This window comes from Nitrincola iocasae, from assembly GCF_008727795.1.
GTDB classification, from domain to species: Bacteria; Pseudomonadota; Gammaproteobacteria; order Pseudomonadales; family Balneatricaceae; genus Nitrincola; species Nitrincola iocasae.
Genome location: NZ_CP044222.1, coordinates 281706 through 305722 on the forward strand (window position 1 = coordinate 281706; position 24017 = coordinate 305722).

Annotated in this window: 21 protein-coding genes; 5 read left to right on the forward strand and 16 right to left on the reverse strand. The window is 48.9% G+C overall.

The window, feature by feature from the left end; all coding sequences use genetic code 11:
- The 12 genes from F5I99_RS01395 to putA all read right to left on the reverse strand — a co-directional run bounded on the left by F5I99_RS01395 (position 1) and on the right by putA (position 15093).
- On the reverse strand, positions 1–462 hold the full coding sequence (locus tag F5I99_RS01395; RefSeq protein WP_325063006.1) for a type IV pilin protein: 462 nt from the start codon (positions 460–462) through the stop codon (positions 1–3).
- A complete protein-coding gene (locus tag F5I99_RS01400; RefSeq protein ID WP_151053303.1) occupies positions 444–5429 on the reverse strand; it encodes a pilus assembly protein in 4986 nt (1661 codons plus the stop codon). Before F5I99_RS01400 ends, F5I99_RS01395 begins: the two co-directional genes overlap by 19 nt.
- A 29-nt stretch (positions 5430–5458) precedes the next feature.
- Entirely contained in the window at positions 5459–5920 is a 462-nt protein-coding gene (locus tag F5I99_RS01405) for a pilus assembly PilX family protein (RefSeq protein ID WP_225307500.1), read from the reverse strand.
- A gap of 7 nt (positions 5921–5927) precedes the next feature.
- Positions 5928–6983, reverse strand: a complete 1056-nt coding sequence (locus F5I99_RS01410; protein WP_151053304.1) for a PilW family protein — start codon at positions 6981–6983, stop codon at positions 5928–5930.
- A complete protein-coding gene (gene pilV, locus F5I99_RS01415; protein WP_151053305.1) occupies positions 6980–7411 on the reverse strand; it encodes a type IV pilus modification protein PilV in 432 nt (143 codons plus the stop codon). The genes F5I99_RS01410 and pilV overlap by 4 nt, the downstream gene beginning before the upstream one ends.
- Before the next feature lie 21 nt (positions 7412–7432).
- Positions 7433–7930, reverse strand: coding sequence for a GspH/FimT family pseudopilin (locus F5I99_RS01420; RefSeq protein ID WP_151053306.1), 498 nt, complete (start codon positions 7928–7930; stop codon positions 7433–7435).
- Positions 7931–8032: 102 nt separating this feature from the next.
- Complete coding sequence (locus F5I99_RS01425) at positions 8033–8764, reverse strand: LytR/AlgR family response regulator transcription factor (RefSeq protein ID WP_151053307.1); 732 nt, start codon at positions 8762–8764, stop codon at positions 8033–8035.
- A complete protein-coding gene (locus tag F5I99_RS01430) occupies positions 8745–9773 on the reverse strand; it encodes a sensor histidine kinase (RefSeq protein WP_151053308.1) in 1029 nt (342 codons plus the stop codon). Before F5I99_RS01430 ends, F5I99_RS01425 begins: the two co-directional genes overlap by 20 nt.
- A 158-nt stretch (positions 9774–9931) precedes the next feature.
- Positions 9932–10792: an IS3 family transposase gene (locus F5I99_RS01435; protein WP_191905919.1), complete on the reverse strand. Its 861-nt coding sequence runs from the start codon at positions 10790–10792 to the stop codon at positions 9932–9934.
- Entirely contained in the window at positions 10789–11100 is a 312-nt protein-coding gene (locus tag F5I99_RS01440) for a transposase (protein WP_151053310.1), read from the reverse strand. The genes F5I99_RS01435 and F5I99_RS01440 overlap by 4 nt, the downstream gene beginning before the upstream one ends.
- A 175-nt stretch (positions 11101–11275) precedes the next feature.
- Complete coding sequence (locus F5I99_RS01445; RefSeq protein ID WP_151053311.1) at positions 11276–11974, reverse strand: hypothetical protein; 699 nt, start codon at positions 11972–11974, stop codon at positions 11276–11278.
- Positions 11974–15093 carry a bifunctional proline dehydrogenase/L-glutamate gamma-semialdehyde dehydrogenase PutA gene (gene putA / locus F5I99_RS01450; protein ID WP_151053312.1) on the reverse strand — a complete coding sequence of 1040 codons (3120 nt, stop codon included), beginning with the start codon at positions 15091–15093 and terminating at the stop codon, positions 11974–11976. The genes F5I99_RS01445 and putA overlap by 1 nt, the downstream gene beginning before the upstream one ends.
- A gap of 202 nt (positions 15094–15295) precedes the next feature.
- Between putA and proC the strand changes: the two genes are divergently transcribed.
- The gene (gene proC / locus F5I99_RS01455) at positions 15296–16120 is read left to right on the forward strand and encodes a pyrroline-5-carboxylate reductase (RefSeq protein ID WP_151058875.1); all 825 of its coding nucleotides are present in this window, start codon (positions 15296–15298) and stop codon (positions 16118–16120) included.
- Between the two features lie 5 nt (positions 16121–16125).
- Here proC and F5I99_RS01460 read toward each other — a convergent pair whose 3' ends face one another.
- On the reverse strand, positions 16126–17055 hold the full coding sequence (locus F5I99_RS01460) for an ornithine cyclodeaminase family protein (protein ID WP_151053313.1): 930 nt from the start codon (positions 17053–17055) through the stop codon (positions 16126–16128).
- Between the two features lie 57 nt (positions 17056–17112).
- Positions 17113–17898, reverse strand: a complete 786-nt coding sequence (locus F5I99_RS01465) for an AraC family transcriptional regulator (protein WP_151053314.1) — start codon at positions 17896–17898, stop codon at positions 17113–17115.
- 170 nt (positions 17899–18068) lie between these two features.
- Here F5I99_RS01465 and hemE point away from each other — a divergent pair, with 170 nt between their 5' ends.
- Both hemE and can read left to right on the forward strand, forming a co-directional pair.
- Complete coding sequence (hemE, locus tag F5I99_RS01470; RefSeq protein ID WP_151053315.1) at positions 18069–19133, forward strand: uroporphyrinogen decarboxylase; 1065 nt, start codon at positions 18069–18071, stop codon at positions 19131–19133.
- Between the two features lie 10 nt (positions 19134–19143).
- Positions 19144–19803, forward strand: coding sequence for a carbonate dehydratase (gene can, locus F5I99_RS01475; protein WP_151053316.1), 660 nt, complete (start codon positions 19144–19146; stop codon positions 19801–19803).
- 210 nt (positions 19804–20013) lie between these two features.
- Here can and F5I99_RS01480 read toward each other — a convergent pair whose 3' ends face one another.
- Positions 20014–21285 (reverse strand): O-acetylhomoserine aminocarboxypropyltransferase/cysteine synthase family protein, encoded by a 1272-nt coding sequence (locus F5I99_RS01480; protein WP_151053317.1) that lies wholly within the window; start codon positions 21283–21285, stop codon positions 20014–20016.
- Positions 21286–21640: 355 nt separating this feature from the next.
- Here F5I99_RS01480 and F5I99_RS01485 point away from each other — a divergent pair, with 355 nt between their 5' ends.
- Both F5I99_RS01485 and F5I99_RS19930 read left to right on the forward strand, forming a co-directional pair.
- On the forward strand, positions 21641–22084 hold the full coding sequence (locus F5I99_RS01485) for a hypothetical protein (RefSeq protein ID WP_151053318.1): 444 nt from the start codon (positions 21641–21643) through the stop codon (positions 22082–22084).
- Between the two features lie 340 nt (positions 22085–22424).
- The gene (locus F5I99_RS19930; RefSeq protein ID WP_151058877.1) at positions 22425–22685 is read left to right on the forward strand and encodes a zinc ribbon domain-containing protein; all 261 of its coding nucleotides are present in this window, start codon (positions 22425–22427) and stop codon (positions 22683–22685) included.
- Between the two features lie 32 nt (positions 22686–22717).
- On the opposite strand, the gene F5I99_RS01495 is transcribed toward F5I99_RS19930, so the two are convergent.
- Positions 22718–23923, reverse strand: coding sequence for an IS256 family transposase (locus F5I99_RS01495; RefSeq protein ID WP_151053319.1), 1206 nt, complete (start codon positions 23921–23923; stop codon positions 22718–22720).
- Positions 23924–24017: the final 94 nt, after the last annotated feature.

The window sequence follows — 24017 nt, forward strand, 5'->3', positions numbered from 1 at the left end:
TTACCAGCAGTCTGAATCGGCAGCTGTTTTCTGTCCAATATTGTTCAGTGTCAGGGTTCCACAGCTGTCACTTGACTGCACACTACCAGCCACCGGTGCAGCATTTAGCTGATAACTATTTTGAGCTAAGCTTGCGACTGAAAAAGTATAAAAGCTATCTATATCATTCTCAGAGGTGCAACCTAAAGCTGTAGGGTCAGGGTGCGGGTTAACAGTTGTGTCGGCTGAATTATATCTAAGGTTTGCAGTGTAGTAACGCTCGAGGAATTGGGACATCTCAAGCAGACAAGCCGTTGCATTACCTCTTCGGGTTTTAATAATACTATTTTGATAGGATGGATAGGCAATCGAAGCTAAAATCGCTACGATTGCGACAACTATCATAAGTTCTATCAGGCTAAAACCCCTATGAAAGAACGATTTTTTTGGGTGATTGTATAAGCTCATCTCAGTTGCTGCCATGATTGCCTTCCGAATTGTTGTCCTGTGCCCAGTATTTCAGTTAGATCTTCATCTTCTTCTAATCCACCTTCAAGTGCAAAGGCGCGTCCTTCTTCATCAGTGACTATTGTTGCTGACTCACCTGTATGGGAGCTTCCGGTTACACGGCTGACAACTTCCCCATCTACAATATCACCAGCATCAATTTTACCATCTTGATTAAGATCGAATACTGAAGAGGTATTTCTATCACCTGTACCGATCATTAAGTCAGTATAGCGACCTTCAACACCACCAATGCAGGGGTCCGTAGCGGGTGCCATCGAAGTGAAGAGTACCCGGTCTCTGCGAATACCTGGGATAATGGTGGGTTTGTTAATAACACGCTCACCGTCTGATACGTCATTAACAGCCAGGTTTAAATACCATCCTTTATAAACTTGAGTGGCACCCACTGAGTTGGTGCTGGTTGACTGATACCCTCCGGCCGAATTAATCCAGGTTATTTCCTGCTCAAGTAACTGATTTTTAAGAATTGTAGTGTTGCTTGAAGTGGTCTGTTCAAGTCCATATAAAGTCTGGACCTGATAATCTGTATCACCGTCTGTATTCCGGAAATAGCTTCCGGTACCAAATAGCAGCATCATAGTTGAATTGGTGTTAGGTTTTGCAGCTATAAGTATCTGTGAGGTGATGGGTTGAGCTAGACCATCAGGATCTGTAGCAGTAAAAACTTTATCGATATTGTTTTTCCACTGGTTTTGGTTACCTGAAAGATCAAACTTCCAAACGTTGCCCTGTAAGTCACCCGCAAACACATGATTGATAGCCAGATCGTTATTTGGCCAGTCTGAAATTGAAGCCGGAGCCATACCATTAGGTGATGCAGCACTGCCAATACTCGTATCGAGTTTTTCAATCAATGTCCCATCTTTTAAATCAACAATGTATAAGATGGCACGATTTGAAGCACTATTATAACCATTGCCAAATATCGCTACCCACCGACAGGCGGTTCCAGTCACAATACAGCCTAGCTGAGGATGTGTTACGCCATAGCCTAAATCCACATCGTTAAATTCCCATAACACATCTGATGCGCTAAAGTTTTCAGGATCACTCACATCCAGTGCAAAAATACTCTTTCCTCCAGCGCCCATGCTACCAACAGCAATGGTACGCCATTTTGCTGCAGATTCTCCCGGCGCTTGAAAATAGGCATCCGTTACGGCGACAGTACCGTCAACCATATACTGATGCTTATCGACATACTCTGTATCCATTAAACGGTTTACTTTTGCTGCAGAGCCGGTGGTTGATTCGGGTTCAATTAACTCTTGGGGGATGTAAGCAAATAGCTCCTTGCCGCCGTCTGTTGTATCAGAAGTTGCATTAAATGCATGAACAAAACCTGAGTTTGTGCCTACAAATAATACGTCAGGTCTGGCGGTATAGGTTGTTGAGTTTCTAAAGCTTTTATAAGAAGATGAAGCGTCGACAGGTAGTAAGCTAAAGCCGAAATTCGGTTTGCCCATAAATTGTGGATCTGAGTTAATAATTGAGCCAAGAAGTCGTTGTCCGCCAGGAGCTTCACGACTTCTGAAAGTACTATGTGCTGAATCATCTCCACGTAGCCAAGATACACGTTCAGAGCCCAGCCCATCAGCGACATTACTTAAGTCTTTATTTAAAGCGCCTTGTTGTGTTGCGCTGAGTTGATCAAATTCAAACTCAACGGCTGTTTGTGCATCATCAACTGTCTTGGTTGTAAAAATATTACGACTCAGGTTTGCTTGTATCATCGCACGCAGCTTGCTTTCAGCATCCCATACCATCGAACCAACGGTACCATCGGTATTTAATTCAAATGCCTTTAATTGTCCCGACCAGTCTTCTGGGCGAAAACCTGCGGTATAGGCAAGTGTGCCAGTTCGTAGTGATCCGGAGCTTACTGCGGCGGCAGTTGTTGAGGGCTCACCCAAAACGAGTATGGCTTCAAATGCTGATGTTAATTGCTGTTTAAGGTTTGAAGCATTAGTGACTAAGAAGTAATTAGGTGAAGTTTCACCAGTTGACAGCTCTTCCGAGCCTGCTGAACCATATTTTGCTGCATACCAAAGCGGGTCGTTAAGAAGTGTTGCTGTAGACGTTGAGCTGGGTGTAAATGTTCTAGTGGCAAGTAGTGGAAGCGATGGCTTTTCAGAGCACGCAGACGGACGTGAGGCGCCATAACAGTCGCCTATTTCAAACCCAACAGGGGTATCCATTGGGAACCAAGGGTCATTGCCTGCTGATGTGGCTCTATCACGGACTTCCAAATAGACACCATCCTTATCAGTGCCTGAAATAACATAGCCCATATGGTGAATAATACCACCAGCAGCATATTCAGAATCTAATGTAACGGTTATAGTGTTATCGCTATTGACTTTGATGTCGTATCGAACAATAGCATCCATGTCATGATCAGCACCCTGTTCAACATCCTCAAAGTTGATTCTGAAAATATAATGGTCCGATTCAAACTTCTCTACAAAAAAATCAACAATAGTATTTGTAGGCTGAAAAGATCGGCTTGCCCAGCTTGAAGAGTCTTGGCCAACTGATTTACCAAAAGGAATTATAGTAACAATTTTGTTATCAACTGGTATTTCGATTTTTGGTAAAGGCGATGCCAGTGCAACAGAAAAAGTATTAATGTTCTGCGTATTAGGTAAATCTGTTCGCAGATCATTGTTATATGCGAAATGTGTTATAGCTGCTGAGTAATAGCCACCCTCTTTGGTCGGTTCGGCTGGGCTTAGGCCTCTGATATTACCAAAACCAGTAACTGTTTTTGCAGTGGGCACACCATCACTCAAACTGCCTGACTCACCAATAAAGTGTAGCCCATTGCTACCATATTCTTTACTCCAAACGGCATCTGCTTCTGTGGTGACATTAAGACTTACGCCGCTTGGAAGGTCGCCAGAAAAGCTGCTATTAAAATTGCTGCCGGGTAAAAACTCTGTATCATATGAAGGGTTAACATCACTGATGATTAACTGGGCAGATGGCGTACACCAAAGGCGATCCTCATACGGATCTATCCAATCCGGTGCTGGCAGAAACATATGGTTAGTGCCCGAGTAATGTCGAAGGGTGACCTTTTCTCGCTTATTATCTAGAGTCGGAGAAAATTGAGAAGTTGCCGTTTCTTCTCCTGTAAAATATCTTAGGCTTTCATATAGCATTTCAGCAATTGGATTGCCCCAGTCGGGAAACTTTGTATTTGAATCAGACATGGGTTTGTCGGTTAGCCAACCTCCGTTATATTGGAAATTACTACCTGCATCAAAATCAACGACTCTAAGCTTGCTAATGGTATCGATGATACCGCTGGTTGTAGTGAAAGCCCCTGTTGCCGAGTCTATTTCATCAGAAATGCTATCAATGTTTTTTCTTAGCAATCCACCCCTCATATTATAAGGATGTGTATAAGAGCCGGTTATCAGGCCAAACAACATTTGGTCATTTTTACCGAAGTCCTGAAGCAAACCTACTGGCTTATAGTTTCCCTCAGGGTATTGTTGGCAGTTTTCTTCTTGAAACTCTGTGCCACAAACCTCGACTCTTACAGCATAATCAGTCATGCGTGATGCTGGAACGGTTGCTTCTTTTGTCCAGGTTGTAATGACAGGACCTTGCGACGTGTCGGTTTCACTGGCTCGAAGTAGTGAGCTGGGTACAACTTCCCAGTTAGTTTGGCCAGGTCGCTTAACTAATAGCTGCCAGTTATCACCGCCAGTTTGTTCTTCATGTCTAAAAGTAAAATTATGCCATCCTTGGTTTAATTCTATCTGCCCTATATGTGCATTAGCATCATCAATTAATGCTTGTGCTATTTGGTTTGCAGTGCTGCCTGACTTACGTCCATGGCCACCATACCAATATGATACTACTTCTCCATTAATTTCAAATTCAACAGCATCATCACCGTTCGCTGCAAACTGATAGGTTCCAGTCTGTTGCGCACGAAATTGACCTGTTATATTTGTGAGATAATAATCATGACCACAGTCGCTGGCTACAGTAAATGGATTGTTATCAGAGCCAGTTGTATCTATATTTCCGTCAGCTATGTAATCACTGCCGCATTCAAAATCAGTTAATTCTACACGCATTTGCAAAAATTCTTGGTGGCTGTCGGCATTTGATGTAGGTAGATCTGCTGCATTATAAACACAGGGGTTATTGTTATTTCCTCCATGAATACACCGGGAACCTGCTACATGACGCTCAATGGCTACCCACTCCCAAATGCGAAAACGTGAGTTTGTTAGTACACGCATCAAAGGTTCCATGTTTGCGCTTTTATAGGGCGTTAATACATCATTTTTTAGTAGAGTTGTATTTGCGAATAAGTGACGAGTGCCAGATGCAGGTAAACCAAGAGGTGTGTAATTTCTTATATCATAACCATCATGTTCGATGCTTCTATATTCTTTACCCCAGCTATGTGCATCTTGGGGAATATAGCTTCTTTCAAGAACGGTTTGAGTTTCTGTGTCGGTGATACGGTTGCCACCATAAAGCACTTTCCTGAGGGCGTCTATTCTAGCCGTAGTAATATAGTTGAGGAAATCGCCACTCCAGCCGGAGCTGCAGGTTTTATTAGCGGCTTCTGCTGCTGCTTTAAATTGATTATTAGTATAAGAGTAGCAGAGTGTTGAATCGAAATAGCCATAATAATCAACTTTTTCCGGTTCATAGCCTATGTTCAGCTCGCCGTCACCATTGAGATCAGATGCGTCATTATAAGCTTCATAATAGAGTGTGTGATCACGCCCCATTACAATCATATTTAAGGGGGGGACCGCCTCTCCCCTGACTGAAAGGGGTACTGGTGAAATATCAACATCAGCCGTTACATGGCTACTTACTATAAGAGTGATCAGTATAAAAGCTGTTTTTGATAGCATTTTTTTAATGGTTTGGTAAGTAGTCATTTGCATCACCTAATTTTCAGCTTTTAAATTTACTGAACAGGTCTAAACCTGGTCTCAACAACAATAGAGGTTATATTTGTGCCACCCCAGCCTATTGCATTCACCGGAAAGATATTATGAAACTCGGCAGGTAGTTCACCTGGGTTAACGCGATACAGCCCGGGTTCACTAACAAAATATTTTGGATTCTCTGATAACATGTCACTTACCGCATGAGTCGTTCCACCAGTTCCATCCCAGGTTGCTGGATCTGCTAATTCTTCTCCATCAAACAGTGCTTCATTATCGGAGTTATCTCGCACGTAATCTTCTCCACCACGTAGTGCCGCTTCAGCCGCTTGAAACGCCATATTGCGGTCACGCATATTGCCGGACATGCGCTCCTGCATGGAGGTAGTTTGAATACCCGCAACACCTAAAATAGTCAGTATCAGTAGAAAGAGTAAGCTGACTATAAGTGCACTGCCTGTTTGTTGATTTAAAGCCATCATCTATTACTCATGGAAGTTTATTTCGTACACCGATCGTTGTGTTAAATGCCTGATACATCCTTCGATCACCAGCTGGTGCATTAAACGTAGCACCATCAAAAGGTATGCCTGTCATGTTATTTGGTAAAATATTGGCATGTTCACTACGCGCTAACAAGCTGATTCTTACCGCGACGACGTCGTCCCAATCAGTAACATTATTTGCAGTAATATAAGCATCGACGCGTTTGTCACCGCTTGTGTCAACACCATAGCGGATCTGCATATTAATTATATTATCTACCAGCTCTTCATCTACAGCGGCTCCAGAACCACCAAAACGAATTCTTCTAAGTGCCGTATTGTTTGGATCGGTGCTGGCGCCTATGTAATAAAGATCACTTTGAAACAGCATAATACGCATATTGTCTGAATAGGATTTGCTGAATGGGTTTGTGTTGGCAGGTAGTTTGTTTCCGGGTCCTATACCTGCTCCAGGATTACCTCTGTTTAGATTATTCGCATTGACACTTGATGCATTCTGAAAAATATCACAAGCATCATCATCAGCCACCATTACGATTTGACCTTTAGGTATATCACTGGAGCCCGTTAAATTTATATTGGCCGCTTGTGATGGTGTATTACCACTAGCAGTGACTCCTGAGTTCGTTGATGCATGTTTTACCAGTAGCACATCTGTATTAGCAACATAGCCTGCCATACTGGCTGCATAAGTGCCTGAACTATTATTCCAGCCTTCTAATCCAGCCCCCAGCGCATGTACAGCAGCATCATAGTCACTATGAGCTTCATCTAACAGAATATTAATATCCACATTACTCCCACAGCCACCCTTATACCCTGCCTGACGAATATTGCGGCTCAATACCTCTGTAGCATAGCGGCCACTCTCCTGGATTCGCGACATGGCTTCCTGGGTTCGGTAGGCTTGCTGCGTAGATGCAAACACCTGAATGACACCGGCAAGTATCAATAGGCCCAGCACCATCGAGATCATCAACTCGATCAGTGATAACCCGCTCTGGTGTGTTTTTGGCTTTTGCAGATAAGTTAATCTCATATTTCTGTGGCCATTTGAAAAGATTGCAAACCTTCCGCGCCACGGCTGTCATCCCATTGCACAACGACTGTTACGGTGTCGCCGTTAAGAGTCACGCTGCTGTTCCCCGATGGCAGGGTGGCTTGTATGATTTGACGCCATTCACGAAGATCTTGATCTGGTACTGAGTTACCGGTGGGGTTGGCATCGGTCAGGTCTATTTCATAATCCCCATCCAGTGCAGCGCGTCTGTTGGCGCGCATTCTGTCAGCGATATCATAGGACAGATTGACAGCTTGTGTTCTCTGGTAAGCACTGTGGTTTAGCGATAGGGTACGTGCTTGCAAGCCAGCCATGCCCAGCAAGCCAACAGAGAGTATGACTAAGGCAATGAGTATTTCTATAAGGGAAACACCCTTCTGATATCTGCTGTTAAAAGTGTTCATCATATTTATTCATTCATATGCATGTTAGGGGCAGCTAACTCTTCTGGCGTTTATTCTGCCGCTGGCGTTTATGTTAATAGACCTAGCTTGATCACCTGTGCAACCAGTAAAGCGAGTCGATAAAGTTGTTGCACCACCGCTGAGCTCGCCCAAAGCATCAAAAATAATGTCCCCAGCAGCACCTGCTTGCACTATTACAGCGCTGGCAGATGGCGCTTCCCATACCCTTAGTGGCGTTGCCCCCGCTACATCAGGTATGACTATCCAGCCACTGGTTCCATCCCAGGCGCCGTTGCAGGTTGCCTCGTCTGTACTAGCACAAACTTTAACATCCTGTGCCCTCCTGACAGCTTCAGAGCGTGCCAAATTGAGTGCAGTCACAATTTCATTAGCTAAAGCGGTGGAGCGGCTGTTCTGAATGACATTATTAAAGCTCGGAACCCCAATGCTCAGCAAAATCGTCAACACTGCTATAGCGACAAGTAGTTCAATCAAGGTTATGCCGGATGACTTGTGTTTCATAAGTAAAATTCGATGAATAAAGTTTGTATGCTAAAACTTGCTGTATTGTATAAGTACTTCAAGCTTAGTATGAATGCTTGGTTGTGAAAATTGTTTTAGGGATCAACGGTCCAAAACATCTGATAAATGGTAAATATGTTTCAATTGAGAGGCGAATCTGCGACTGACTTCGATCTTGTCTGCTGTACCTGAAAGTTCGGCGAAATAACACGAATGTATATCTTTCTGGATGCCAATCATGCGTGATTTGTTGATGATGCAATTTCTGTGTGCTCTTAGAGTGAGTTGTCCATAACGTTGTTCCAACTGCTTCAGACTCTGCTCAACAATCGCTTCCCCGCCATCAAACACCATCTTCACTATTTTATCCTCAGCCATAAAATACTGTACTTTTTCAAAGCGAATACGGCGCAGGCTATTGCCTATTTGGTAGCTGATCCAGGGGTTCAGTTCTTCATTTCTTTCTAGATGAGCTCGCGTATGCATACCCAGACGGGAGAGGGCAGTGGTTAGTCTTTCTGGATCAACAGGCTTGAGCAGGTAATCAGCCGGGCTGACGCGATAGGCATCCAGTGCATGTTCCGGATGAGCGGTTACAAAAATAATAGCAGGTGGAATTTGTCTGGCATTGAGCTGTTCAGCAACGGACAAACCATCACTGCCGGGCATTTCGATATCCAGCAATACCAGATCAGGCTTGAGTGCTTCAACTTGTGCTATAGCCTCTTCACCATTGCTGGCTTCACCCACACAGACATAATCAGGGTGTGCTAACAGCAAACGCTTTAGCCTTGAGCGGGCGAGAGGTTCATCATCAACGATCAGTGTGCGCATAAGGAATAACCAGTTTAACGCGATAGTGGTTATCGATTGTACCTGTTATCAGCTTAGCTTGTTCACCTGATAAGAGTTCAAGGCGTTTACGAATATTGTCAATCGCCATGCCGTTGCCTTTAAGGCGAGCCGGCTTTTCTCCGGCTGGATTGGTTATCAGCAGTGTGATGTTTTGCTCGCTTTGCAACAGGCTGACAGAAATACTGCCTCCCGTGGTGATGCGTTCAATTCCATGGCCTACAGCATTCTCCAACAAGGGTTGTAGGGTGAGTGCTGGCAGGGGCGTGTCAGGTAGCGGGTCCGGCAGATCCCAGGTGATACTGAGTCGATCTCCCAGGCGCCAGCGTTCCAGGTCGATATAAGCCTTTGCCAGGGCGATTTCAGCCTTTAGTGTCGAGGCTTCGCCAGCATTCAAGGCGGCACGAAACAGGCTGGACAGGTTGAGTAACGCCGCTTCGGCGGCTTCCGGGTCTTCTCGGGTCAGCTCTGCAGCGGTGTTCAGACTATTGAATAGAAAGTGTGGTCGTATGCGTGCTTGCAGCGCGTCCAGCTCAGCGCGTGACTGGGCGGCAATACGTTGATTGCGTTCCAGATGCATCAGGTAAAATTGCAGGCCAATAATACCGACGATCAGTGCAATGGTTAGATTGTGCAGTATAAACCAACTGAGGTTCACCTGGGGTTCCCAGCCTTTTTCCGTAAGCAGGACAAAGGCTGCCAGGCTGACGAGTGTGGTACAGGTGAGGAGTATCGCAAAAGCACAGGCGGCGAGACGTTTTGCGGATATGTTGGGGCGGTACTTTTGTAACTGACAGAGCAATAGCAGGGTAAGTAAGGCCACCCATTGTACGAACAGGGTACTTAATCCCAATCGAAACCAGCGATCTTCCACGGCGCCGGGTGCCAGTGCCAGGAGTATCGCCACAGCTTGCGCCAGCACGGTTGCACGTAAAACCAGCTTGCTGCTGCAAAGCGGGGTGCCAGGGTGAGTTGTGGGCATCTTAAGCATGTTTCAGCCTATGTGCGTCCTTTTGATCAATGATATGTAGCGCTGAGGGGTTAATAGCTCAAGCGGCTTTAGTATAGAGCTAAGGCCTTATCTATACAAAGGGCTTCAAGGCTTCAAGGGGTCAGCTTGAGCTTCCCCCAATAAAACGGACGGTTTAATTAAGAGGCGTACTTAGCCTCGTATTCCACTGGACTGATATAGCCCAGATAAGAATGCCGTCTGCGCCTGTTATAGAAGACTTCAATGTATTCAAACAGGCTTTTCTTTGCTTCATCTCTCGACCGATAGTCCTCGTCGTAGACCAGTTCCGTTTTCAGCGTTCCGAAGAAGCTCTCTGCCACAGCGTTATCGAGACATTCCCCTTTCCGGCTCATGCTGCAAAGTAGTTTGTTTTCCTTTAGTAGCCGCTGGTAGCTGCCCGAGGCATAGGTGCTTCCCTGGTCCGAATGGACGATAACTGAGTCTACCTTACCTCGACGCCAGACAGCCATCGTCAGGGCATCCTGGACAAGCTGAGCGTTATTCTTGTCTCCCATTGCCCACCCCAGCACCTGGCGTGAATACAACTCAATCACCACGGCCAAATACAGCCAGCCTTGACGCGTAGGAATGAACGTCGTGTCCGTCACCCAGGCTTTATCGGGTAAATCGACATCGAACTCACGCTTGAGCCTGTCTGGCGCTGGCTGCATAGTATTCTTTGAGTCGGTAGTGATTACAAATCGGCGTGCCATTTTCGACTGGATGTTATTCTCTCGCATCAGTCTGGCTACACGCTTTTCACTCACCGCTTCACCCGATTCCAAAAGGTCTCGGTGAATACGGGGTGAACCGTAGATCCCACGGCTGGCCTTGTGGAACAGTGATATCTTCGTCACCAACTTCCGGTTCTGCTTGGCACGGTCGCTCTCTGGCCGGTTGCGCCAGTCATAGTAACCACTGGGTGATACCTCCAGGGCCTGACAGAGGCGAATAACGCTGTGATCTTTGCTGTGCTCACCAATGAATGCGTACTTCACTTGAATTCCTTCGCAAAGTACGCCGCGGCCTTTTTTATGATTTCCAGCTCCTCCTTCAGCCGCTCATTCTCCCGCCGCAGAGTGGTTAACTCACTCTGATTCTCTTTCTTGGGGCGGCCTCTGTTTCCTGAGAAAGCCTGTTCAGCCTGGCTTTGAAGCTGCTCCTTCCACTTGTAGAGCTGGTTTCGGCGAATCCCAAGCTCCATGGCAATCTCGGCAGCTGGCCTTCCAGACTCTTCCATCATCCGGATGGCCTCTTGCTTGAATTCCTTGGTATAGGTTTTATACGGCTTACGTTTCATAATCATGTTGAACACTCCTTAGCCAGCATTGTCGCTGATTTAAAGTGTCCGTTAAACTAGGGGAGGTTCAGCTTTCTAGGCTTCAAGGGGTCAGCTTTCTTGATCTTTGCAAGGCTAGTGAGGTAATGCAGGACTAATGAAAAGAAAAGGGGCAATATACCTGCCCCCTTATTACTTGTACTTAAAGCTCGGTACTCCCCAGCTCCAGCAGTGTTGCATTACCACCCACAGCGGTGGTGTTGATGGTGCGCGTACGCTCCGTTACAAAGCGCAACAGGTGATCGGGCTGTAACAGGTGCGTGCAGGCTTGTGGATCGGTTTCACTCACCAGCTGTACCAGTAGACCCTTGCGCTGTGCCAGGTGTCGGTTGATGTCGCGCGCTTGCGCGGCTGTACACACTGGCGCTATCACGGCGATCCCTTCAAGTGCCAGTAAAGGTTCCAGTTCAGCTTCCGACAGGTAATGAATAACCCCCTTGGGTAAACCAAACGTGTGCACTTTTTCCACCAGGCTACGAGCCCAATCCGGCTGTTGCGGCCAATGCAATAGCACGCAGTTACCACAGGCCAGTGCGGTGATTAGTTGCCCGACCAGGGCAACTTCTGTTGCTGTAGCATCGCCAGTGACCAGTACAACACCCCGTCCATTCAGGTAGAGTTCGTTAGACTCACCTGTTGGCCCTGGCATCACCTGAATGGGTTCAAGGGTGATGGTGCGATCAAGCAGTTGCTTCAGCAGTGCTTGAGTTTTGGTGTCGCGAAGTTCTGGCAGTTCGCTGGCAAGTTTCTTCAGGCGCTCACTGCGTTGGGTGAACCCTAGATGGTTCCAGGCTTCCCAGGCGGCTTGCGCCTGAGTTACTTGAGAGGCTGTTGTGGTCATCAGCGAGTCTCCTGAGCAGGTGTAAGTTGGGTGTAACGCATCAGGTAGTGTGGTCCGCCAGCTTTCGGGCCGGTGCCTGACAGGCCCTGGCCGCCGAATGGCTGCACACCCACCGCAGCACCTATCTGGTTACGGTTGATGTAGCAGTTACCTACCCGAATACGCGATTCGATATGCGATGCGGTGCGCTCGTTGCGGCTGTGAATACCGAGTGTCAGACCGTAGCCGGTGGCATTGATATCATCAATCAACTTGTCCAGTTGGCTGGCTTTGTAGCGTAACAGGTGGACGATAGGTCCAAACTGCTCACGTCCGAGCTCAGCAATGGACTGAATTTCGAATGCCGTTGGCGCGACAAAGGTGCCGTGTTCGCAGTCTGCTGGCAGGGGTGACTGAGCAATGAAGTTGGTTGAGGCTTTCATCTTGTCGATATGCGCCAGCAGTCCGGCCTGGGCTTCTTTATCAATGACTGGACCGACATCAGTACTGTGTAAGCGAGGATCACCTACAACTTGTTCTGCCATGGCGCCCTTGAGCAGTTCGATAATGCGTTCGGCAATATCTTCCTGCACGCACAGGATGCGCAGAGCTGAGCAGCGTTGACCGGCTGATGCAAAACCTGACAGTACCGCATCCTTGATAACCTGCTCGGGTAGTGCGGTAGAATCCACAATCATGGCATTCTGACCACCGGTTTCGGCAATAAACGGAACCGGGTCGGTATCGCGTTTGGCCAGTGCCCGGTTAATCAGTTGTGCGGTTTCAGTGGAACCGGTAAAGGCGACACCACTGATGCGAGGATCGCTGGTGAGCGGGGCACCCACACCGGCACCATCACCGGGTAGCAGACAGAAGGCATTACCCGGTACGCCAGCTTCGAAGATCAGTTCGGCGGCGCGGCTGGCAATCAGGCTGGTTTGTTCAGCTGGCTTGGCAATCACGCTGTTGCCTGCCGCAAGTGCGGCACTGATCTGTCCCAGGAAAATCGCCAGCGGGAAGTTCCAGGGGCTGATGCATACAAATACTCCACGTCCCTGACGCTGCCAGAGGGTATTAGCACCTTCAAGTTGACTGAGGCTGATGGGGTGGCTGCAATGCTGCTCGGCTTGGTTGGCGTAATAGCGACAAAAATCGACCGCTTCACGCACTTCATCGATAGCATCCTGAATGGTTTTTCCGGCTTCCATATGACAGATAGCACAGAGTTCGGCCAGGTTGTCTTCCAACAGGTCGGCCAGTTTGCGTAGCGCACCCGCACGCGTTCTGACAGGCGTAGCACTCCAGTTCGTATAACCTTCCTGAGCTACACTGATGGCTTTATCCACCAGCTCAGCATTGGCAAACTTGGCTTCACCGACAGTGATGCGGTTGTCATGTGGTGCTTTTACCGCGTGGCCGGGTAGATCAGCAATTGCTTCGCCATTGATAAACGGCTGTGCCAGCCATTGCTGAGTGGTAAAGCGTTTGACGTCCTCGCTGAACGGTAGCCATTGAGACTCAATTTCGATATTCGGGCTGTAGGAGTTGCTGCGGTCTTCAAAGATACCCACCGGTAATGGGATCTGTGGGTTGCTGAGGGTTTTGCGCTGACTCAGCGTAGTGTAAGGGTGTTGTACCAGGTCGCTGATTGGACAGCGGGCATCCACCAGGCGGTGAACGAACGAGCTGTTTGCGCCATTTTCCAGCAGACGGCGTACCAGGTAGGGCAGCAGGTCTTTATGGCTGCCGACAGGGGCATAAATACGTACGCTGACACCGGCCTGTTTGACAACCCGGTCATACAGCGCATCACCCATGCCGTGTAGGCGCTGAAATTCATACTGATCGTGCTTGGCCAGCGTCATGATGTTGGCAACGGTGTGCGCATTATGGCTGGCAAACTGAGGCCAAATCAGCCCTTTGATCTGTTCGCTCAGCAGGAAGCGAGCACAGGCCAGGTAGGACACGTCGGTGCTTTCTTTGCGGGTCCAGACCGGGTAGCCATCCAGACCTTTCTGCTGGCATAGCTTGATCTCAGTGTCCCAGTAAGCGCCTTTGACCAGGCGTACTGGAATCAGGTCACCCTGTTCATTGGCCAGTGACGCCAGCCAGACCAGAACGGCGAGAGCGCGTTTGGAATAGGCCTGTACCACCAGACCAAAACCACCCCAACCCTGACAGGCCGGATCACGGTAAAGTTTGGCAAACAGGTGCAGCGACAGCTCTAAGCGGTCCATCTCTTCCGCGTCGATGGTGATAGCGACATTCAGTGAGCGGGCTTTTTTGATCAGCTGCAGTACGCTGTCAAACAGCTCGGTCATCACCCGCTCTTCCTGCCCGACTTCATAGCGTGGGTGCAGTGCAGACAGTTTGATGGAGATGCTTGGGCGTGGGCCCTGTACTTTTTTGTCTACGAAATTACCTGTGTACTCGATGGCACTCATGTAGTCATCAAAGTATTTTCTGGCATCTTTGCTGGTCAGTGCCGCTTCGCCAAGCATGTCGAAGGAATAGGTGTAGCCCTTCTGACGATATTCACTGCCACGCTTCATCGCTTCATTAATGGTGCGACCCAGTACAAACTGGTGTCCCATTATTTTCATCGCTTGCTGCATCGCCTTGCGGATCACCGGTTCACTCACGCGGTTTACCAGCCGGTTAATGATGCCACTGGCAGAGCCATCTTCCTTTTCATCCAGAGTGACAACTTTACCGGTTAATAGCAGTCCCCAGGTGGAGGCATTCACCAGCAGTGAGTCAGAGTTGCGCAGGTGTTTTTTCCAGTCGGCAACGCTCAGTTTGTCGCGGATCAGTGCATCGGCTGTGTCGGCATCGGGTACACGCATCAGCGCTTCAGCCAGGCACATCAGCAGAATGCCTTCTTTGGTATCCAGACTGTATTCCAGCAACAAAGCATCAATCATGTGGATTGAGTCGCCATCAGCGCGAACCTGTTCAATCAGGTGGGTGGCTTTGTCTTCAGAATCTTTAATTTCATGCTCATCAGGCTTGGCCAGTGGCATCAGCTCACGCAGCCAGGTGTCTTCATCGATGGAATAGAGTGGAGAAATGGCTTTCCAGAGCTCAGTTGTGGGCTGCTTGATCCAGGCTGGATCCATTACATCTTGCGGTTTGAACATAGTGCAGTCCTCAGTTTTGACTTCACGCAGAATTTTTATCATGACACCACTGTAAGTATAGAGTGCTGTCAGGTCTTGCAGGATTCTCCGGATGTTTTTTTGAATGCTCCTGTTATGGGGTAATGCCAGTGTGAATGATGGTGTTGTGTGCTTACTGGCATTACACTCTGGAAAACTGACTGCAGAGGAGGCTGTTATGCCAATGTCGACAAAAAAAATCACCTTTATCGGTGCCGGTAATATGGCAGGTGCAATTTTCAAAGGCCTGCTGGCTAATGGCTATCCATCTGATGCCATTACAGCGACCGCGCCCGATGCTGATCACCTGCAGGCACTGAAACAAAGTCTTAACATCCACGTGACTACCGATAACCTGGCGGCTGTTGCCGATGCCGAGGTAATCGTGCTGGCAGTGAAGCCTCAGGTGATGCAGGGGGTTTGTCGTGAAATCGCATCTTCGGTGTGTCGTACCCGCCCGTTGATTATTTCCGTAGCCGCCGGTTTACAAGCCGAAACACTCAATGCCTGGTTGGGTGGCGAACATGCCATTATCCGCTGTATGCCGAATACGCCATCCCTGGTGGGTGCAGGAGCCAGTGGCTTGTATGCACTTCCGAGTGTGCAGCCAGAACAGCGCGATTTTGCTAATCAGTTGCTTAGCGGTGTGGGGCTGGCAGAGTGGGTCGATCAAGAGTCATTGCTGGATGTGGTCACCGCGATTTCCGGCAGTGGACCGGCGTATTTCTTTATGATCTTTGAGGCGATGGAAAAAGCCGCTGTTGAAATGGGTATGCCAGCTGATGCCGCGCGTCGGTTAATCCTGCAGACAGGATTAGGCGCCGTGCGTATGGCTCAAGAAACCGGTGAAGAGCCTGCACAGCTCAAGCGCAATGTGATGTCACCCAAAGGCACCACCGAACGTGCTATCCATACCTTTGAAGCAGAAGGTATGGATGCAATGTTTCTAAAGGCAATGCAAGCCTGTGCTGATAGGGCTGATGAGCTGGCGCGGGAACTGGCGAACTGATGTGTCTAGTTGCCGGATGTCTTTTCCAAAATATGCTGTGCTGTCATTAAATCCAGATGTGCGCCGCCGCCATTTTTGTACAGGGTGATATCGTCAGGGCTTAAGCGACCGGGGGCATCGCGCACCAGATCATAGAGGTCGGCCAGAACATCGGTTTCAGTGATGGCGCCGGATTCAATCGGCTTGATCAGCTCGCCGATCTCTCCCAGGGTGGTTTTACGCGAATCGACAAATACGCGGCTGACCTGCATGGCTTTATCATCCGCTTCGCGCATGTCGGGGCGGAAGGCGCCGATCAGATCCAGATGGGTGCCGGGCTTAAGCCAGTCGCCCTGAATGATCGGCTCCACACTGACGGTGGCGGAGCTGATAATGTCGGCTTGCATCACGGCTTCCTGCAGTGATTCAACGGCTGTGCCACCCACCTGGGCTGCCAGCTTTTCGGCATTACTGAAGGTGCGGTTCCACACCAGAATGCGTTTGATCGATGGAAAGAGTTGCGGGTAGGCTTGCGCCAGCGTCGAGGCGATGTTACCTGCGCCGACCAGTAGCAGGGTTTCACTGTCTTTTCGTGCCAGTAAAGAGGCGCCCAGCAAGGAGTCGGCAACGGTTTTCCAACGAGTGATAGTGGCTCCGTCGATCAGGGCTTTAACCTGACCGTCCTGATCATCAAAGAGTACAAATACACCTTGAACAGTCGGTAGGGGTGTAGGGCGAGATGGATTATCGGGAAAAACAGAAACGGTTTTCAAGCCTACACCAAAGCCGGGAATCCAGGCGACACGGTTGAGCATGCCTCCTTTATCCATTTTCAGGTGCAGGTCGGCAATGGTTGCTTGTGGTGTCAGGTGCGATTGCTTCAGTGCGGCCACCAGGCCTTCCCAGGTAAGTGCACTATCGGCATCGGCCGCTGAAATATAGATAGGCGTAGACATTGTCAGTTCCTTGTTGTCTTTGAGCTGGATTTGATAGGTGGGTTTGATCTTAGCAGATCAGGTCTGGGATGCAGAAGGGGGCGATTTGCGGTAACGGGCTGGGGAGATGTTCAGGTGCTGAGTAAAGGCGCGTGTTAGGGCGCTCTGATTGGTAAAGCCGAAGCGTCCGGCTATCTCGATCAAGGGGTCGTCTGTCAGGGTGAGCGCATCTTGCGCCCCTTTGAGGCGTTTGTTGAGAATGTACTGTTGCGGGGTCATGCCGGTTTGCAGGCGAAAGCGATCAAAAAACTGGCTGCTGCTGAGGAACACCAGCCCAGCCAGTTCACTGACCCGAATTTTGCGCTCAAGATGCAGGGTAATGTAGTTATCGATAACATCCATATTGATCTTGCCAGGAAGGCGCACCCGATGATAACCCGCCAACTGTTGATCCAGATGGCGTTGCAGCGCGCAGACAATCGCGTTGCTGCAGGCACTTTGTAATAGCGAGTCATTCGGATTTTTTTGCATTTCACGGCTGAGGGCGGCAATCAGAACTTGCAGTTCGCTGCTGCAGTGGATAAAACGAGACTGGTTGAACAGGGCATCAATGCGTGGTTGTAGTAGCTGATCCGGGTTGATAGGGGCCAGATTAAGCACCACGATGCTGTTGTCACCCATTCCGCGAAAGGCATGATCAGTTGAGCAGGGGAGCAGGCAACCTATACCCGAGCCTACCGGTTTGGTATGCCCAGCAATATCGAACTCTGTTGCGCCTTCCAGGCCAAATACCAGCTGATGGTGGTTGTGGTCATGGTGCTCCGCACTCTCTGGAAGACTGATCACTTCAGCCTGTTTAACCAATTACGCTCGCTTATTGTCAAGGTGGTTATAGTTTAATCATTTTATGCTAGGACCATAATAGCATAGCTTCAAAAACTAGCCGATAGGCTTTCAATCCAGCCAGAAATTTTCTCTGAATCCAGTTACAATAGGCGCAACAAATTTTCAGTAGACTACAGGACCCTGTTGTTATGGCCGAGCTCAAGAATGATCGCTTCCTTCGCGCATTACTGCGCGAACCCGTCGATATGACCCCCGTATGGATGATGCGCCAGGCGGGTCGTTATCTGCCAGAGTATAAAGCCACGCGTGCTCAGGCCGGTGATTTTATGAGTCTGTGCAAGAATGCCGAGTTGGCCTGTGAGGTCACCTTGCAGCCACTGGAGCGTTACGACCTGGATGCGGCTATTCTGTTTTCTGACATCCTTACCATTCCGGACGCCATGGGTCTGGGTCTGTACTTTGAAACCGGTGAAGGTCCGCGTTTTCGCAAGATTATTCGCAGCGCTGCTGATGTGGAGGCCTTGCCAATACCTAAAGCGGCCAGTGATCTTGATTATGTGATGAACGCGGTGAAAACCATACGTTCAGCCCTGAATGGCCGTGTGCCTCTGATCGGTTTCTCGGGCAGCCCCTGGACGCTGGCTACCTATATGGTTGAAGGTGGGTCGAGTAAAGATTTTCGTCATATCAAACAGATGATGTATGCCACACCTGAGGTAATGCACCAGTTGCTGGACAAGCTGGCGCAGTCAGTGACGGATTACCTGAATGAGCAAATTCGCAGTGGTGCTCAGGCGGTACAGATTTTTGATACCTGGGGTGGCGTGCTTAGTCCGCAAATGTATATGGAGTTTTCGCTACGATACATGCGCCAGATCGTCGATGGGCTGATCCGTGAGCATGATGGTCGTAAGGTGCCGGTGATACTCTTCACTAAAAACGGTGGTCAGTGGTTAGAAACTATGGCGGAGGCCGGTGCGGATGCGCTGGGGCTGGACTGGACCACTAACATCGACGATGCACGCCGTCGGGTTGGCGATAAAGTAGCGCTGCAGGGCAATATGGACCCGTCAGTATTGTATGCCTCGCCTGAGCGTATTCGTGCTGAAGTGGCGGATATTCTGGAGCGTTTCGGGCCAGGTGACGGGCATGTCTTTAATCTGGGGCATGGGATACATCAGTTTGTAGATCCGGCCAGTGCGGGTGTATTTGTTGATGCGGTGCATGAGCTGAGTGCCAAGTATCACCGATGAGGATTCAGGGATGAAAAAGCTGTCACCCTTATTTGATAAGAATAAAATCTGGTCAGAGCGTATTCGCAATGAATCACCGGATTTTTTTCCGACGCTGGCAGCGCAGCAGGCACCTGAATACCTGTGGATCGGCTGCTCGGACAGCCGCGTACCCGCCAACGAGATTGTTGATCTGTTACCGGGTGAGCTGTTTGTTCACCGGAATGTATCTAATCTGGTGGTGCATACCGATATGAACTGCTTGTCGGTCTTGCAATATGCGGTGCAGGTGCTCAAGGTCAAGCACGTTATGGTGGTGGGTCACTATGGCTGTGGTGGCGTTAAAGCGGCACTGGATGCACGCTCCAATGGCTTGATTGATAACTGGTTAGGGCATATCCGTGATGTTTATCACAAACACCGCCAACTGGTGGGTGAGTGGCAGGCTAACGATGTGCAGTTTGATCGCCTATGCGAGTTGAATGTCATTGAACAGGCCGAGAATGTGTGTAACACCACGGTGATGCGCGAAGCCTGGTCGCGGGGGCAGGATGTCACGGTGCACGGCTGGATCTACGGTTTGCAGAATGGTTTGCTGACTGATTTGAACTTCTGTGTCAGTGCTGATGATGAAGTCGATGCGGAGTATGAGCGTGCTGTGGGGCGGGTTCGGCGGCTGGCGCTACTTTAACTTAGTGGGGGCGGACAAATCGGGTCTGGCTGACGCGCCGTGAACCCATCCATGGGGGCTCGACTGCCGCCGTGACCGCCATGGACGGCGGGAATGCCGAAAATGCAGGAGCATTTTTCGGCCTGGCGGCAGATGGTCAGCCAGACTCGACCTTATCCACCTTCTGCGATGTCTGTAGTAGCATAAAGACCTTATATGCTACTGATGTCGTTAGACCTTACTCAACGCCTGTTCCAGATCAGCCAGCAGATCATCGATATGTTCGATGCCAATCGACAGGCGCACCATTTCCGGAGAGACGCCTGCGGACTTGAGCTCTTCATCGTTCAGCTGACGATGGGTGGTTTCGGCGGGGATGGAGGCCAGCGACTTGCAGTCGCCGATATTGACCAGGCGCAGGAAAATTTCCAGTGCATCATAGAAGCGCCGAGTGGCTTCACGTCCGGCTTTCAGGCCGAAGCTAAGAATGCCTGAGGCCTGACCCTGCATATATTTCTGTGCCAGTGCATGATCCTTGTGTTCAGGCAGACCGGCATAATTCACCCAGGCAACCGCATTATGCTGCTGCAGAAACGCAGCGATCTTAGCGGTGTTTTCACAGATACGCTCCATGCGCAGGCTGAGGGTTTCCAGGCCTTGCAGCAGCAGGAACGCATTCATGGGAGACAGGGCGGCACCCATATTGCGCAGGGGTACTACCCGGCAGCGCCCGATAAACGCGGCAGGGCCAAAGGCGTCGGTGTACACCACGCCGTGGTAGGATACATCCGGTGTATTCAGCAGCGGGAAGCGTTCTTTATGCTCTGCCCAGGGGAATTTGCCCGAATCGACAATCACGCCACCGATAGAATTGCCATGTCCCCCGATATATTTGGTCGCCGCTGTGACGATAATGTCAGCGCCCTGTTCAATTGGCCGCCATAGGGCAGGACTGGGAACGGTATTGTCGACGACTAATGGAATACCGTGGCGGTGAGCAATCTCGGCCAGTTTCTCGACGTCAGAAATGCCACCTGATGGGTTACCTACGGATTCGCAGTAGAGCATTTTTGTGCGTGCATCGATCTGTGCTTCGATAGCAGCAAAGTCATCTTTATTGACAAAGCGTACGTTGATGCCCTGGCGTGGCAGGGTGTGGGCAAAAAGATTGTAAGTCCCGCCATACAGCTCGCTGGTCGAAACGATGTTATCACCGGTTTCCGCCAGAGTCTGGATGGTATAGGTGATGGCCGACATGCCTGAGGCGACAGCCAGACCGGCAATGCCGCCTTCGAGTGCGGCCACGCGTTGTTCCAGCACGTCGTTTGTCGGGTTCATGATGCGGGTGTAGATATTGCCGGGTACTTTGAGGTCAAACAGATCGGCGCCGTGCTGGGCATCATCAAAAGCGTAAGAAGTGGTCTGATAAATGGGAACTGCGGCGGCTTTGGTGGTTGGATCGGGGCTGTAACCGGCGTGTAGCGCTAGAGTTTCAAGTTTCATTAGACTATCTCTGTTTTGTTAGTGTTATGTCAGCCAGTGGCTGGAGGTGGTATTAAATTGGCCGTGTGAGAATATTTATCCATATGGTCGCTGATTTGGGTGGAGATGGGTAGTGTGGACAACAACAGATTAGTTCTCTTTTCAATGTATTGACGCAATATGGCTATTGGTTATTCTTTATGAGGGAAGGATGTAGTCAGCCCTTCACTGTAACTCATGTTCCTGATGATAGTGTCGTAAATGGACCGAAAATTATTTTCGTATAAGTCTGCTTAACATAGCTTTCAGAGTGTCGATCAATTTTGATGTATGAATCGTTAGATTGGGTTCTAGTAAAAAACGGCTATAGTAAGGCTTGCTGCTAAAACTCAAGCAATCAAATCTGCCGTTTGCTCATAACTCTGAACAGATATCATCTAGTCGCACTAGTAAAGCATTAGCGATTGTATTTACACTTAATATATTTAAGGTGATACTATCAGCTATTAATACCATTCGCCATATTAAAACATTAAAGGTAAGAGTGCGTGATAAGCACGTATCTGTGCTGAATGCATGGGCGTTTGCTGTAAATCAAGTGTGGAGTTGCTGCAGTGATCTCAGTAGCCGAAGTATTCGAGAACGCCAAGTCTGGTTGTCTGTCTACGACTTACAAGCCTATACGAAGGGCGCAAGCAAAGAACTGGGTCTAAATACTGCGACTGTGCAAATGATCGGGCATGAATACGCCACGCGCCGTAATCAATTCAAAAAAATAAACTTAACTGGCGAAAGAGCTGTGGTGTACATCGCTCACTGAGCTGGGTGCCAGTACGTAAGGATTGTGTTCATCTCAAAAACGGTCAAGTCGTCCACAACGGCCAATTTTTCAAGATTTGGGATAGTTACGGAGTATGCCAATATACCTTCAAGTCGGGTTCGTTCAATGAGGATGCCAGAGGACGCTGGTATTTTAATGCGGTGGTTGAGGTTAACTCTCAGATCTCTAACGGGCAGGACCGGATTGGGATTGGGATTGGTCTGGGATTGAAAACAACTGCAACCTGCTCAGACGGAAGTACTGTGGAAGCTGTTCACTTTTGCCGCGACTTAGAACTTAAGCTGACCAAAGCTCAGAGAGCTCATAAAAAAAACAACGGATAAAAGCTATTCACGCGAAGATTACAAATCGGCGCAAGAATGCGCTGCATAAATTCTCTCGTAAGTTGGTGAATCGCTGTGGTGAGATCACAGTGGGCAATGTGAGATCAATCACACTCGTCAAAACCCCGATGGCTAAGTTGGTATTGGATGCTGGTTGGGGCCAATTGAAAGCCATGTTGAAAGATAAGTGCGATCACGCAGGCATTGTTTTCAAAGAAGTTGATGAAGCTTACACAACCCAAGTCTGTTCGTGTTAGAGGGTGTTCAATATTCTGTGTCAGCCAGGTTTTCATAGGTCAATGTAACCATCCAGACGGCCGTCGAAGTGAATGGTCAGCTGCGACAGGGTCAGGTTCCAGTTTTGCACCGGGTGTGACCACCGCTCAGACGCTTTTAACATACCCGCGTACAACAGCTTGAGCAAGCTGTTCTCATTGCTAAACCCTCCTTTGGTTTTGGTCAGCTTACGGAACTGGCGATGCACAGCTTCAACAGCATTGGTGGTGTAGATGGCGGTGCGTACGTAATCTGGGTATTTAAAATAGGCCGAGAGCGTCATCCACTTATTGCGCCAGGATTTAATAACAATGGGATACTTATCACCCCATTTGGCCTCCAGGTCGTCCAGAGCGCTTTCTGCCGCACTTAATGTCACCGCCTTATAAACACATTTGAGATCAGCCATGAACGCTTTCTGGTTCTTACTAGCCACGTATTTCAACGAGTTGCGGATTTGATGAATAATGCAGTGCTGTATTTCCGTGTTCGGATAAATGGACTCTATGGCTTCAGGGAAGCCTTTGAGTCCATCAATACAAGCAATTAAAATATCTTGAACGCCACGATTATGCAGGTCAGTGAGGACACTAAGCCAATGGTGAGCGCCTTCAGACTCGGATAGATAAAGCCCTAGAAGCTCCTTTTTACCCTCGACAGTGAGACCCAGGATGGTATACACCGCCTTGCTGACAAAGCGGCCATTTTCCTTGATTTTGTAATGAATAGCATCGAGCCAGACAATCGGATACACCGCTTCTAATTGTCGCTCACGCCACGCCTGAAGCTCTGGCAGGAGTTTATCGGTCACCGCATTGAGAGTGCCATTGGACACGTGAATACCGTAAAGATCTTCAATGTGCATGCGGATATCTTGATAGCTGGTACCCAACGAAAACAAGGCGATAATCTTGCGCTCAAGCTCGTCGGTTAAGTGGGTTTGATGTTTCTTAACCAACTGTGGCTCGAATGAGCCTACGCGGTCACGGGGTGTGTTGAGCTCAAAGCTGCCAGCGGGGCTCTTGACGGTCTTTGACGTCGAGCCATTTTTACGATTAGGCTGCTCTTTAGTCGACAGGTGCTCATCAAGCTCAGCTTGCATGGCTGCTTCAGTCAATTGTTTGATAAGCGGCGTTAGAATACCGTCTTTGCCTGTGAGATCTTTGCCTTCACGCAGTTGGGCTAAAGCGGCTTCCATATCGAAGCTTGGTTTGGTCATGTGTCATCTCGTTTTTGCTTAGTTTATCGAAATGACACAGAATTCTGAACACTACCTCGTGTTACGGTGCACTTAGCCCCAACAGCCCGAAAGG

Coding starts and splice junctions, on each gene's coding strand:
- F5I99_RS01395 (WP_325063006.1), bottom strand. CDS start 462: ATGGCAGCAACTGAGATGAGCTTATACAATCACCCAAAAAAATCGTTC.
- F5I99_RS01400 (WP_151053303.1), bottom strand. CDS start 5,429: ATGACTACTTACCAAACCATTAAAAAAATGCTATCAAAAACAGCTTTT.
- F5I99_RS01405 (WP_225307500.1), bottom strand. CDS start 5,920: ATGATGGCTTTAAATCAACAAACAGGCAGTGCACTTATAGTCAGCTTA.
- F5I99_RS01410 (WP_151053304.1), bottom strand. CDS start 6,983: ATGAGATTAACTTATCTGCAAAAGCCAAAAACACACCAGAGCGGGTTA.
- pilV (WP_151053305.1), bottom strand. CDS start 7,411: ATGATGAACACTTTTAACAGCAGATATCAGAAGGGTGTTTCCCTTATA.
- F5I99_RS01420 (WP_151053306.1), bottom strand. CDS start 7,930: ATGAAACACAAGTCATCCGGCATAACCTTGATTGAACTACTTGTCGCT.
- F5I99_RS01425 (WP_151053307.1), bottom strand. CDS start 8,764: ATGCGCACACTGATCGTTGATGATGAACCTCTCGCCCGCTCAAGGCTA.
- F5I99_RS01430 (WP_151053308.1), bottom strand. CDS start 9,773: ATGCTTAAGATGCCCACAACTCACCCTGGCACCCCGCTTTGCAGCAGC.
- F5I99_RS01440 (WP_151053310.1), bottom strand. CDS start 11,100: ATGATTATGAAACGTAAGCCGTATAAAACCTATACCAAGGAATTCAAG.
- F5I99_RS01445 (WP_151053311.1), bottom strand. CDS start 11,974: ATGACCACAACAGCCTCTCAAGTAACTCAGGCGCAAGCCGCCTGGGAA.
- putA (WP_151053312.1), bottom strand. CDS start 15,093: ATGTTCAAACCGCAAGATGTAATGGATCCAGCCTGGATCAAGCAGCCC.
- proC (WP_151058875.1), top strand. CDS start 15,296: ATGTCGACAAAAAAAATCACCTTTATCGGTGCCGGTAATATGGCAGGT.
- F5I99_RS01460 (WP_151053313.1), bottom strand. CDS start 17,055: ATGTCTACGCCTATCTATATTTCAGCGGCCGATGCCGATAGTGCACTT.
- hemE (WP_151053315.1), top strand. CDS start 18,069: ATGGCCGAGCTCAAGAATGATCGCTTCCTTCGCGCATTACTGCGCGAA.
- can (WP_151053316.1), top strand. CDS start 19,144: ATGAAAAAGCTGTCACCCTTATTTGATAAGAATAAAATCTGGTCAGAG.
- F5I99_RS01480 (WP_151053317.1), bottom strand. CDS start 21,285: ATGAAACTTGAAACTCTAGCGCTACACGCCGGTTACAGCCCCGATCCA.
- F5I99_RS01495 (WP_151053319.1), bottom strand. CDS start 23,923: ATGACCAAACCAAGCTTCGATATGGAAGCCGCTTTAGCCCAACTGCGT.